The 13,273-nt window shown below is 43.8% G+C and carries 11 protein-coding genes; 6 read left to right on the forward strand and 5 right to left on the reverse strand.

Annotation, left to right across the window (positions count from 1 at the left end):
- The first annotated feature begins 3 nt into the window (after nt 1–3).
- The 6 genes from feoB (at nt 4) to ACFQ21_RS24770 (ending at nt 7,554) form a co-directional block, all read left to right on the forward strand.
- Nucleotides 4–2,121, forward strand: coding sequence for a ferrous iron transport protein B (feoB, locus tag ACFQ21_RS24745; RefSeq protein WP_377583823.1), 2,118 nt, complete (start codon nt 4–6; stop codon nt 2,119–2,121).
- 68 nt (nt 2,122–2,189) lie between these two features.
- The gene (locus tag ACFQ21_RS24750; protein WP_377583826.1) at nt 2,190–2,570 is read left to right on the forward strand and encodes a tellurite resistance TerB family protein; all 381 of its coding nucleotides are present in this window, start codon (nt 2,190–2,192) and stop codon (nt 2,568–2,570) included.
- Between the two features lie 12 nt (nt 2,571–2,582).
- The gene (locus ACFQ21_RS24755) at nt 2,583–4,511 is read left to right on the forward strand and encodes a peptidylprolyl isomerase (RefSeq protein ID WP_377583829.1); all 1,929 of its coding nucleotides are present in this window, start codon (nt 2,583–2,585) and stop codon (nt 4,509–4,511) included.
- A 58-nt stretch (nt 4,512–4,569) separates the two neighbouring features.
- Entirely contained in the window at nt 4,570–5,709 is a 1,140-nt protein-coding gene (locus tag ACFQ21_RS24760) for a 5-(carboxyamino)imidazole ribonucleotide synthase (protein ID WP_377583832.1), read from the forward strand.
- A 2-nt stretch (nt 5,710–5,711) separates the two neighbouring features.
- Nucleotides 5,712–6,224, forward strand: a complete 513-nt coding sequence (gene purE, locus ACFQ21_RS24765; protein WP_377583835.1) for a 5-(carboxyamino)imidazole ribonucleotide mutase — start codon at nt 5,712–5,714, stop codon at nt 6,222–6,224.
- 61 nt (nt 6,225–6,285) lie between these two features.
- Nucleotides 6,286–7,554, forward strand: coding sequence for a hypothetical protein (locus ACFQ21_RS24770; RefSeq protein WP_377583837.1), 1,269 nt, complete (start codon nt 6,286–6,288; stop codon nt 7,552–7,554).
- 51 nt (nt 7,555–7,605) lie between these two features.
- Here ACFQ21_RS24770 and ACFQ21_RS24775 read toward each other — a convergent pair whose 3' ends face one another.
- From ACFQ21_RS24775 to gpmI, 5 genes are all read right to left on the reverse strand, one after another.
- Entirely contained in the window at nt 7,606–8,601 is a 996-nt protein-coding gene (locus ACFQ21_RS24775) for a TerC/Alx family metal homeostasis membrane protein (protein ID WP_377583840.1), read from the reverse strand.
- Between the two features lie 159 nt (nt 8,602–8,760).
- Nucleotides 8,761–9,177 (reverse strand): Fur family transcriptional regulator, encoded by a 417-nt coding sequence (locus ACFQ21_RS24780; RefSeq protein WP_377583843.1) that lies wholly within the window; start codon nt 9,175–9,177, stop codon nt 8,761–8,763.
- Between the two features lie 2 nt (nt 9,178–9,179).
- A complete protein-coding gene (locus tag ACFQ21_RS24785) occupies nt 9,180–10,970 on the reverse strand; it encodes an ABC transporter ATP-binding protein (protein ID WP_377583846.1) in 1,791 nt (596 codons plus the stop codon).
- Nucleotides 10,971–11,010: 40 nt separating this feature from the next.
- Entirely contained in the window at nt 11,011–11,616 is a 606-nt protein-coding gene (locus ACFQ21_RS24790; protein WP_377583848.1) for a hypothetical protein, read from the reverse strand.
- A 1-nt stretch (nt 11,617) separates the two neighbouring features.
- Nucleotides 11,618–13,144 carry a 2,3-bisphosphoglycerate-independent phosphoglycerate mutase gene (gene gpmI, locus ACFQ21_RS24795; protein WP_377583851.1) on the reverse strand — a complete coding sequence of 509 codons (1,527 nt, stop codon included), beginning with the start codon at nt 13,142–13,144 and terminating at the stop codon, nt 11,618–11,620.
- Between the last annotated feature and the right edge of the window lie 129 nt (nt 13,145–13,273).

The following is a 13,273-nucleotide window of genomic DNA, read 5'->3' on the forward strand; positions in this document are numbered from 1 at the left end:
TAGATGGCTTCTCCGAAACGTTTAAAAATTGCATTAATCGGTAATCCGAACTCAGGGAAATCATCGCTGTTCAATCACCTCACGGGTCTTAATCAGAAGATTGGAAATTTTCCCGGAGTAACGGTTGAAAAAAAATCCGGAACCTGCACACTTTCCAATAGCAATATTGTAGAGGTAATCGATTTCCCCGGTGTATATAGTATATATCCGAGAAGTCTGGATGAGCAGATTGTTTCTGAGGTACTGCTCGATCATCATTCTGAAAATACTCCTGATAAAATTGTTGTTGTAGCCGATGCTACTAATCTGAAACGCGGACTGTTGCTGCTCACACAAGTTATTGATGTTGGCTTGCCCACTATGCTTGTGCTGAATATGATGGACCTCGCAGCAAAAGCCGGCATCAGCTACGACATTCAGATGCTGTCGAAAAAGCTCGGTGTACCCGTTGTTACGATAAATGCACGCAATGGTATAGGTATAAATGAGTTGAAAGCACAGCTCGCCAAGCCGCTGCCCGTGCCTGAGAAAAAAGTATTTTCTATATGGGATGATACAAAAGAACCTGTACGGGAGTTACGCGAGCGACTGAATGTTGATAATGATTATGAAGCCTACCTGTTTTTAGAGCAGCCGCGTTCGCTCACTTTTCTAACAGCAGAGCGGAAGAAGATTGTAGACCAGATCAGAGATACTCACCAGTTTTTCCCCGGTAAATTTCAGGGCGCTGAAACAATACATCGCTATAGCTTCATTCAGGATCTGCTGAATGATGTTACACTGAAAGCTCCGGATCATTCCTGGAAAAAGAAATCGAATCAGATCGATCACATCATCACACATAAAGTGTGGGGCTATCTTATTTTCTTCGGTATACTCTTCCTTATTTTTCAGGCCATCTTCGCGTGGGCAACATTACCAATGGATTTTATTGATAGTGTATTTGCCTCACTCAGTAATTATGTAGGTTCGGTTTTACCGGAAGGACCACTCACCAGTCTGTTGGCAGAAGGTGTTATACCCGGACTTGGTGGAATTATAATCTTCGTTCCGCAGATTGCCATACTGTTTGCGTTTATATCGATACTCGAAGAGTCAGGCTATATGGCGCGCGTTGTTTTTCTGATGGACAAAGTAATGCGCAAGTTCGGACTCAATGGTAAAAGTGTTGTTCCGCTTATGTCGGGAGTAGCGTGTGCTATACCTGCGATCATGGCTACGCGCACCATCGATAACTGGAAAGAGCGAACCATTACCATACTGGTAACACCGTTGATGAGTTGCTCGGCACGCCTGCCTATATTTACAATTCTCATTGCGTTGATCGTGCCGGATCAAAAAGTATTAGGCGTCATTAACATGCAGGGTCTTGCACTCATGGGACTATATCTGCTCGGTTTTTTTGCTGCTTTAGGTTCTGCGTGGGTTATGAAGTTGATCATTAACGTGAAGGAACGCAGTTACCTCATGATGGAACTACCGACCTATAGAATTCCAAAATGGTCGAACGTAGGATATACTATACTTGAAAAGACAAAAGCATTTGTGTTGGAAGCCGGTAAAGTAATTATGGCAATAGCCATTATACTTTGGGTGCTGGCAAGCTATGGTCCTGGCGATACCATGAGTAAAGCTGAGGAGGTTGTGTCGCAGCAAACACAGAACATGCGTCTCACAGAGCAGGCATTTGCCGATCGTGTTGCTGCTTATAAACTGGAGAACTCGTATGCCGGTATTATTGGCAAAGCGATTGAGCCTGCCATTAAACCATTAGGCTACGATTGGAAAATTGGTATAGCGCTCATTACATCTTTCGCAGCACGCGAAGTATTTGTTGGTACGATCGCTACTATTTACAGCATTGGTAGTGTTGGCGAGGATGAGACTACCATCAAGGTACGAATGAAAGAAGAGGTCAATCCTGATACCGGTGGTCCGCGGTTTACGCCAGCCGTAGGTTTTTCACTCCTCGTATTTTACACGTTTGCCATGCAGTGCATGAGTACGCTCGCAGTTGTATATCGTGAAACACACGGATGGAAATGGCCACTTATTCAACTGGCGTACATGACAGTGCTGGCGTATGTTTCTGCATTGGCGGTGTACCAAATCTTTTCATAGTTTTTCTTACCAGCGATTCTTCATCGTGTTGTCATAATTTATAACTTACAGTTGTCAATTTCTGATGCATGAATAAGAACTACCAGCTGGGGTTACTATATCTTGTTAAACTGCTAATCGATGCAGATGGAATTGCCGATGAAAAGGAATTGGAAGCACTTCGTCTCATTAAAAAACATGAGCAGATATCGGATGATGTATTCCGTGAGTTTGAAGCAGGCTTCCAGCAATTCAACGAACGTAAAGTTTATGACACCGGGCTTGATCTGATTGGCGCGTGTAGCCAGGAAGAGAAGTTGAAAGCATTTGCCACACTCTACAGACTATCAGAAGCAGACGGCCGCGTACACGTTAAAGAAATCAAGCTATTGCTATACTCCATTAAAACAGCAGGCATGGAGTTCGATGATGTAGTGAATCGCGCGCGGACTTTACCTCCTATATTTTAATTCTGTAAACTTATGATACGATTAGCGGCATCAGGTATATTTCTTATCCTGGTCATTTTTATTTCTTGCACAAAGCCGAAAAAAGAGGCGGTTAACAAATTCTCCGATACTGTTTTTGTAAAGATTGCTGACTTCCAGGATCGCAGACTATCCGATAGTTTATATACCTATTTCAAACACATCGATGCAACATATCGCAGAGATGCAGTACTTGCCTTTGCTTCCATTCAGGACAGCACAGCGGTTAATGCTTTAAAAGAAGTATTGCTGAATGATACTGATTCCACCGTGCGACAAGCGGCTGCTTATGCATTGGGACAGATTAAAACCAATAGCGGTGCCGTTGTGTTAGCACTTGCTATAGCGAAGGAAAAGAACACCATGGTTCAGAAAGAAATACTGGAAGCCTACGGTAAAGCAACTTCGCGCTGGGCGTTAAACGAAAAGCCATGGGACTCACTGGCTACAGAAGGCCTATCGCTATCGCTGTATCGCAGCGGACTTCGAAATATACTCGACAGCACTTTTCATAAGCGTGCTGCGGAGTTGTTACAAAAACCTCACACAGAACCCGCCCGACTGGCAGCAGCCCATTACTTTGCACGCGCTGCGAATGGATTTGATCAGTATGAGAAAGCTATAATAGCATCTGCTCTGCATGATCTTTCCTCTGATGTGCGCATGGCTTCTGCCCTCGCGCTGCGTAAAATCAAAACCGATTCTTCCCGGGTAAACCTGGAGCGTATTGTAAAAAGCAATGCTGACTATCGCATTCGTGCCAATGCAGTTCGTGCGTTGCAAAGTTTTCCGTTTGATAAAACCAAAGCTATACTGTTGAGTGCACTGACTGATGAGCAGGTAAATATAGCTGTAACGGCTTCCGAAGTGATCAAGGAAGTGATAACAAAAGATGCGTGGCAGGAAATAGCAGCGCTTGCAAAAATTACATCCAATCAGCGCGTGCAGGCCAACCTATATGAAGCGGCACTCCGCGCAGGTAACGGTAAAGATCTGGCTGAAGAAGTAGCGGGTACGATAAAGACTGCAACGAACCCTTATAAGAAAGCGGCACTGCTTTCAGCACTGCGGGCATCGATCATGATGCACACCTTTGTGGAAGAACAACTACTGGCTGCTGATACACCGGTTGTTCGTTCATCAGCGGCAGACGCGTTGGTGGCCATGAATTATGATAAGAAATTTGATCCCGCATGGAAAAAACAATTTGCCGCTATATATCAGAAAGCAGTGCAAACCGGTGACGCTGCGGTTATCGGTATAGTAGCCGGTGCTTTGATGGACTCTACGCTGGGCTATAAATCAGTAATAACAGATTATACATTTTTGCATGATGCCAAAAAGAAACTAAGTCTGCCGAAAGACAACGAAGCTCTTCAACCGCTTGAAGCTGCTATCGCGTACTTTGAAGGAAATAAAAATTCATCGCCCGTTAAAAATGAATTCAATCATCCGATCGATTGGAAACTTGTAAAGACAATCCCGAAAGATCAGAGGGTTAAAATCAGTACTACCAAAGGTGATATCGTTATCAGACTGCTGGTAGAAGAAGCACCAGGTTCGGTGGCTAACTTTGTATCCCTGCTCAACCAGAAATATTTCAATCAGAAATTCTTTCATCGTGTAGTGCCTAACTTTGTTATTCAGGCCGGTTGTAACCGGGGCGATGGCTGGGGAAGTGAAGATTACTCCATTCGTTCGGAGTTTTCGATGGAGCGCTATAAAACCGGAAGTGTAGGAATGGCTTCAGCCGGTAAAGACACCGAGGGCACTCAATGGTTTATTACACATTCACCCACGCCACACCTGGATGGCCGTTATACAATTTTTGCTGACGTGGAGAGCGGTATGGAGGTAGTACATATCATTGAAGTGGGCGACCAGATTTTGTCGGTAGACTTCATGTCTGATAAAATGCCCTAGTTAATTTTCCTACAGGCAGAAAGATATCATTAACTTCGCCACAAAAATTAAAGGCACCTTGGCGCTTTCTTTTCAGCAAAATTTTAAACTGGGTGTTCTCGGTGGAGGACAGCTCGGCAGAATGCTAATTCAATCGGGTATAGATTTCAATATACCCTTTTCCATACTCGATCCTGATGAACACGCTCCCTGTGCAACGCTCGCAGAATTTCATCACGGCAAGCTTACGGATTACGACACCGTAATGAAATTTGGAAATGCGTGCGATGTGATCACGATCGAAATCGAAAATGTGAATACATCTGCACTGAAAGCATTGGCTCAGCAAGGCAAGAAAGTATATCCGCAGCCAGAGGTCATTGAACTGATACAGGATAAACGAACGCAGAAAGCTTTCTACCAAAACAATGGTATACCTACTGCCGAATTTATACTCGTGCAAAACGCAGCCGAGGTAAAAGCAAATGCATCATTTCTGCCAGCTGTAAACAAGTTGGGTAAGGAAGGATATGATGGTCGCGGTGTGCAAATACTCCGCAGCGAAAAAGATCTTGATAATGCATTTGATGCCCCGGGTCTTCTCGAAAAACTGATCGACTTCGATAAGGAAATTTCAGTTATCGTAGCACGCAATGAAGCGGGTGAGATAAAAACATTTCCGGTGGTAGAGATGGTGTTTCACCCGGTACACAACCTTGTGGAGTATCTGTTTGCACCGGCAGATTTACCGGAATCAGTTATAAAGGAAGCCGATGCTATAGCGAAGACCATTATTACAAAACTCGATATGGTAGGCTTGCTGGCGGTAGAGATGTTTGTAACAAAAGATGGTAAGGTGCTGGTAAATGAAATTGCACCACGTCCGCATAACAGTGGCCATCAAACCATAGAAGCTAACATCACCTCACAGTACGAGCAACATCTTCGTGCTATACTTAATTTACCGTTGGGAGACACTACATTGGTATTACCAAGCGCCATGGTAAACCTGTTGGGTGAAGCAGATTATTCGGGCCTCGCTAAGTATGAAGGCTTTCATGAAGTAGCCAAGCTTCCGGGAGTTCATGTACATCTATATGGCAAGCGCATTACGAAACCATTCCGTAAAATGGGACACGTTACCATTGTTGATAAAGATATAGCGCGGTTGAAGAAGACTGCGGATTTTGTAAAGCAAACTTTAAAAGTTATAGCCTGATTATGAGTAAACCATTGGTAGGTATAATTATGGGCAGCCAGTCTGATCTGAGAATCATGAAAGAAGCTGCGGAAGTTTTGGATGAGTTGGCTGTTTCATACGAGCTTACCGTTATATCAGCACATCGTACACCGTTGCGCATGGTAGAGTACGCAACCGAAGCGCGCAACCGTGGCATACAAGTAATTGTAGCCGGTGCCGGTGGCGCTGCACACTTGCCGGGCATGGTGGCTTCGCTTACATCTTTACCGGTGATTGGTGTTCCCGTAAAATCTTCTAACTCGGTTGATGGATGGGATTCTATACTTTCCATTTTGCAAATGCCGGCAGGCGTACCCGTTGCAACGGTAGCGTTAGACGGTGCACGCAACGCTGGTATACTGGCAGCGCAAATTATAGGAGCCACGGATAAAGCACTCGGTGAGCGATTGGACTCCTTCAAAAAATCATTGCAGACCAAAGTAGAAGCTGCGGCCAAAAGCATAGAAGCAAACGGCTGGAAGAGCGTTTTATAGCAGCGTGCTTACCGATTGATTTATTTTCTGTAATTTCAGATTGCAGAACTATATCCCGGACATGGAACCCCGCGAAAAAGGTTGGCTTCAGGCATACCTGGAATTCCGAAAGGAGTTGCTACAGGACCTTACTATGGAAACGAAGCGTAAGGCATCGCATCCGGAGTACTCACTTTATCGCATTATACAACCTACCGGATTAATGTACGGCCAGATTATTGGCGAGATCGATTTCCCCGGTAGTGATCATTGGGATGAGAAAGATCGCATGAAGATTCTGCTTGCTGAAAGTCTCGTCTGCAGTTCATTGCTTTTTCATGATGAACCCGTTACCAGTGAAGAAGATCTTTCGCGTGTGTTCATGAAGACACTTGAGAGCGTAAGTAATTTTTACAACAATATATTTCCGGAGCTTTCCATTCCTACCAAGACTTTGTTTGGCCGTAAGAAGACCTTGATGGAGCTGGTTGAAAAAATTCTGGAGAAACGCATTGAACATACCAGCACCTTCGAGGGAAATTTCTGGGAGTACTTCTTTCACAACGCATTGCTGTTTCTGGATGTATTTATTTTTGGTCAGTGGATCCATACCAATGCCGATAAAGTTGTTGCCGATTTTTTCCGATACGAACGCGATGAACTTCGCTTCTCCGTTGTAAAAGTTATAGCATCGGCCGCGCATGCTAACAAAGAGATTGCCTTTGAAGAGAAAAGACTGCTGGAGTTTTTTCTGCAGAGTACTGATCTCTCGCACGAACGTAAAAAAGAAGCAGCTAAAATTTTTGAAGAAGGTATAGCGGTTGAGGATATAAATCTGCCTTCGGAGAACTCGTGGATCCTGCGCAAATTTTTCCTGGAAATAGCAATTCTTACACTTTGGGTTGATAAAAAAGTAGAGCAGTCAGAGCTTGACTATCTGAAGAGCTTCTGTCATTATCTGAGTTTCTCTGACGAAGATTTGGAGAACAGCATGATTGCCATTGAAGGCTTTGTGCTGGAACATTGGGAGCAATTAGAACACCTTCAGAATAAACAGGACTTTCACCAGGTAAGTGAGCAATTCATTAAGCGTGTAGCACGCGTAGCCGAAAAGAATAAAAGTAGACTGTTAAAAGAGATACACGAGCGGGAAGATGTTCTCAACCTGTTGCGCAAGGCTCGTGCAAATGAACTTACACTGGAAGAGAAGGAGCACATGCGCATGCAACTGATTCAGATGATGAAAACGCTTCCAACCTTTGTGATCATTTCGCTGCCGCAAAAATTTTTAACACTGCCGATCTTGTTGAAAATCCTTCCGAGGAATTTGTTTGCCGAAGGCCTAAGCTAACGTCTATAGCAGAGCTTGCTATGGAAATTAGCTATAGCATATTTATTCTGATTACTCTTCCTGCTCTTCCGCCTCCGCTTTGCGGGGAACAATTACCGAGAAAATAATGGATAGCGTGAGCGTTGCAATGATCACGGCAAACGACAGGTATACATTTACATCCACATCGAAAATCTCCAACAGCATTTTAGCACCGATGAAGAAGAGGATAATAGATAAACCTTTTTGAAGAAGATAGAACTTGTCAATGATACCCGCCAGCAGGAAGAACATGGCTCGAAGACCCATTACCGCGAAAATGTTAGATGTATAGATCAGGAATTCGTTCTGCGTAATGGCAAACGCAGCAGGAATAGAGTCCACCGCGAAGATAAGATCGGTTGTCTCGATGAGAACGATTACCAGGAACAGAGGCGTAAACTTGAGCTTACCCAATTCCCGTACTACAAACATTCCACCGTGGTCGTCTTTCGTCATCGGTAAATATTTCCGGCACACCCGCATGATCGGGTTTCTGTCTGGTTCGATTTTCTCATCACCATCTTCGAAATAAATGCGGATACCGGAGTAGATCAGGAACACCCCGAAGATGTATAGTATCCAATGGAACTTGTGAATGAGGAATGCTCCTACGAAAATAAAGATACCCCGGAACACAATGGCTCCGAGAATCCCCCAGAAAAGAGTTTTATGATAGTACTCTTCTTTTACCTGGAAATATTTCAGGATAAGAAGTATTACAAAGATGTTATCAACAGACAGTGCATACTCGGTCAGGTATGCAGAGAAATATTCTACCGCGCCTTCAGCTCCGCTGTTATCATATTTATATATGAAAAAGCCGAACAGGGTAGAGATCATTACCCAGAAGATGGATTGATAGAGTGCTGACTTCGTAGAGATCTTGTGTGCCTGCTTGTGGAACAAGCCCAGATCAAGGACCAGGAACAAAAGGATAATTACGGCAAAAACACCAAAAAGGATGGTCTCCCGTTCACTCTGGTTTCCGAAAAGGGAGAAGAGGAGTATGTTCACCAATGATGACAAAGGGGGTTCTTTCGGTTAATGATTAAAAGCCTGTAAACATTAAAAAATCACACTATTGGAAATATGTGAATGCCAAAACTACAAATATATTTCAATCTCAAAAACTCCGCATTCGATTTATACGAAGTCAATTTTGAAAAAGTAAAAGAAAGTATTGTCTCAACGGGAACAACGCTCGCAGATTCCCTGAATCAAAAGATTTACTTCACTCGCCCGGTAGCCTTTTGGGAGTTTAACAACGGGAACTTCAACTTCCAGGCAGTTGGTCTGACCGCAACTGGTACACTTGAAATGAACATGGTCGTGGTGATGGCCGGTCTTGCTGCACGCATCGTTGCACAATGCGTATTTGAGACTTCCTTCGTCATCCAGCACTTTGTGAATAAGTCCTTTGTCAAGAAAAGTCTTGAGCGTACGATAAACCGTTACACGATCGAGCTCATTATTGATCTCCTTTTCAATATCGCCATGCGAAAGCGCATAGTCTTTATTCAAAAAAAGATGAAGAATCTCCTGTCGGCTGGGAGTGGAGCGCAACCGGAATGTTTTCAATAAACGATCGGAAGGAGCATTCATGATCATTGTAGTTGTAGCTTCAGCAAGTTACTATAAATACCATTATCGAGCTGCGTTAGTTCAGCATGCGAGCCGGTTTCTGCCAGCATGCCTTCTTTGATTACAAAGATGCGATCAACCTTTTTAATGGTGCTGAGACGGTGCGCAATAATAATGGTTGTTCGACCTTCCATCAATGTCTCCAGTGCCTGCTGTACCAATACTTCCGACTGCGCGTCCAGCGAGCTCGTTGCTTCATCCAATATCAGGATCGAAGGATTTTTAAGAATAGCTCTCGCGATGGCTATACGCTGACGCTGCCCCCCGGAAAGTTTTACACCACGCTCGCCAACGACAGTATCAAATTTTTCAGGAAATCTTTCAATGAACTCCAATGCATTTGCCTGCTGTGCAGCTTTGCGCACTTCGTCCGCACTTGCACCCGGTTTACCGTAAGCAATGTTCTCGAAGATTGTTCCACCAAAAAGTATTACCTCTTGTGGTACAATACCAATGTTGTTACGATACGATGTGAGATTGAAGTTATAGATATTCTGATCGTCTGCTTTTATATCTCCTTGCTGTATCGGGTAAAAGCGCATCAGTAAATTAATAATCGTTGATTTACCCGAGCCGCTTTGTCCTACCAATGCCACTTTCTCTCCGGGAGCAATGCTGAAGTTGAGCTGCTTTAATACAGTAAGCTCTGAACGCGTAGGATATGCGAATGAGACATTTTCAAAAGATATTTTCCCCTGTAACTTCAGCGGAGATGATTCTGTATTCTCAGCTTCGTCATGCTCATTCAAAATATCCAGGATGCGCTCCGAAGCACCGATTGATCGCTGTAACTGCGAGTATATATCTCCGAGGCCGGCAATGGAGAATCCAATAAAGGAAGTATAGAGTACAAATGAGAATAGTTCGCCCGTTGTAATTTGATTTACTTGTACGAGTTTGGCACCATACCAACCCACGGCAACTATACCACCGAATACAACAAAGATTATAAATGAGACAAAGAGACTGCGGTAGCGAGCTCCGTGAAGTGCTGTGCCTACTACTTCGTTAATAGCTTTGCTATAGCGGTTGACTTCAAATATTTCGTTGGTGAATGATTTTACCACCGAAGCAGATTGAAAAGATTCTTCTACAATAATATTTGCCTCGGCTAACTTGTCTTGTGTTTTCCGGGAGAGCTTGCGAATAAATTTTCCGAAGATCAAAGCAGAGAGAACAATCACTGGAAATGTGAGTAACATAAAACCGGTTAGGGTTGGAGCGAGATAAAAAATGATAATCGTTCCGGTAACGAGCGTAATGATCTGTCGCAGTAATTCTGCCAGTGTAAAGCTGAATGCACCCTGAAGTGTTTCCGTATCCGACACCATTCTGCTCATCAGTTCGCCCACGCGCTTGTTGTCAAAGAAAGTCATGGGCATCCAGATTATCTTTTTATAGATAGACTTTCGCACATCGGCCATACCTCTTTCTGTAACAATAGAAAAAGTGTATACCCGGATGAACGAGAAAATTCCCTGTACAAAAAGTATAGCCAGCAATGCAAGAGCGGCTTCGTTGATCGATGTAAAATATTTTGGTTTACCGGAAGCTATATCGAGCAACTCGCCTGATAATCGCGGGAATGCCATGAGCGTTACACTGGATAACACCAACGAAACAAGCCCCGTTATAAACAAGCCCTTATAAGGCAACATAAATCTGAAGATGCCTGCAAGTTGTCGTAAACTTGTTTTGGTAATGCGTCTCTTCTCTTCTTCCCGTAGCGGTTCTCCGCTTTTTCGCTTCGCCATACTTCTATTGTGAGATACTGAATTATACTTAATGCATTTTCTACTGCAGCATAATGTTTCCTTTTACAGAGAATACAACGGTATCTCCTAAAAACATTTTCTGCCCACCGTTAACGGAGTAGGATGAGAGCACAGGTTTATTGTAGACGTCCTGAAATTCCATTGTTAAAAAACGCGTGCTGCTATAGAGTGAGTTTACTTCCTTGAATTGCGCTTCAATTCGTCTCACATTTTCCGGCTTGCCGTAATAGTATATCTTCATCGAGCGTACCGGTAGTTCTTTATCGGTAACAATGGTTTTTATTTTCAGATTGCTGCGACTGTCTGTCAGTCCGTCTTCAACTTTATAGGCACCTACGTTGATAGGCTTGTTAAGCGTTTTCAACTCGTGGAATATATCCAGCTCGTTCATCCATCCGGTGCTGTCTTTGGGTTGTATAGTTTGTTTCTCTTCCTTCTCACCCAGCATGGCAACTTTTTGTGTAGAAGCTTTTGCTTCTGTAAGGAAGCGAACTTGTGAAGATACGAGGCTATCAATTGGATAATAGCCTGCATACTGTACACCTCTTTGGTCGCATGCACTGATGCTGAACATCAATACCGATGCTATACCAAAGAGGTGAAGGAATGATCTGATTTTTATCAAATTATTTTTCCAGTAAAACATTTCCGGTCATTTGAGACGGGATAACAACTCCCATCAGCGTGAGAATGGTTGGTGCCAGGTCGCCCAGCTTTCCATCCTTCAACTTGCCTTTGTATGAATCGTCAACCAGAACACAAGGTACCAGGTTGGTTGTATGCGCTGTGTTAGGTGTACCATCTTCGTTAATCATCATATCGGCATTACCATGGTCGGCAATGATGATAGTAGTATATCCGTTTTTCAAAGCGGCTTCTGTAACTTGTTGTGCACATGCGTCAACGGTCTCGCAGGCTTTAACAGCAGCTTCGAAAACGCCCGTGTGTCCAACCATGTCAGGGTTTGCAAAGTTGAGACAGATAAAGTCAGGCTCTTTCTTATTAAGCTCAACAATAATCTTGTCCTTTATATCATTGGCACTCATCTCGGGTGCAAGATCGTATGTAGCTACTTTAGGGGATGGACACAGTATGCGAGATTCTCCCGGGAAAGCTTCTTCTCTTCCACCTGAGAAAAAGAAAGTAACGTGCGGATACTTTTCTGTTTCCGCTATGCGTATCTGTTTTTTGCCCGCGAGTGAAACCACTTCACCCAATGTCTTCTCAAGATTATCCTTATCAAAAATTACTTTAACATCTTTGAAAGAATCATCGTAGTTGGTAAGCGTGATATAGTATAGCGGCAGCGCTTTCATTTGCTGCTCCGGAAAATCCTGTTGTGTTAATGCCTGTGTAATCTGGCGTCCGCGATCGGTACGGAAATTAAAGCACAACACCACATCGCCTTCTTTTATGGTTGCTATAGGTTGTTGCTTGGCATCTACCATTACAATTGGCTTGATGAACTCATCCGTTACATTCGCATCGTACGACTGTTGTATAGATTTCAATGCATCGGTAGATTTTTCGCCAACACCATGTACCAGTAAATCATACGCAAGCTTCACACGCTCCCAACGTTTGTCGCGGTCCATAGCGTAATAGCGACCAACGATGCTCGCGAGTTTACCCGTTGTTTTACTAAGATGATCGGTAACTTCTTTAATATAGTCAAGGCCGCCTTTCGGGTCCGTATCACGTCCGTCTGTAAAAGCGTGTACAAATAAATTGTCGATGTTGTTATTCTTTGCGATGGTGATTAAGCCCTTCAGGTGCTCAACATGTGAGTGCACCCCGCCATCCGACACCAGCCCGATATAGTGAACACTTTTGTTGTTCTTCTTGGCGTACGCAAAAGCATCCAGCAACACAGAATTCTGGTCGAGTTCTTTGTCATCAATCGCTTTGTTTACACGCACAAGATCCTGATACACAACGCGGCCGGCACCAATGTTCATGTGCCCTACCTCGGAGTTTCCCATCTGTCCAGCCGGTAGACCCACCGCCAATCCGGAGGCCTCCAGCTTACTGTTTGCGTACTTTCCGTATAAAGAGTTAACAAAAGGTGTTTTTGCTTTGTCAATCGCTGATACAGCTTTGTTGGTCGCGATGCCCCAGCCGTCTAAGATCATCAGCAATACTTTTTTGTTCATAGGTTGATTTTTAGTTCTTCGACTTTATTTGCCGCGCAAATATAAGGATGAATTGCACGATCGTGGATTGTAAAATTCAAGGGTTTTAGACTGAGGTTTTGGGTAAACGATTGAAAAACCCCGCTGCTC

This window comes from Ohtaekwangia kribbensis (assembly GCF_042676245.1).
GTDB classification, from domain to species: Bacteria; Bacteroidota; Bacteroidia; order Cytophagales; family Cyclobacteriaceae; genus Ohtaekwangia; species Ohtaekwangia kribbensis.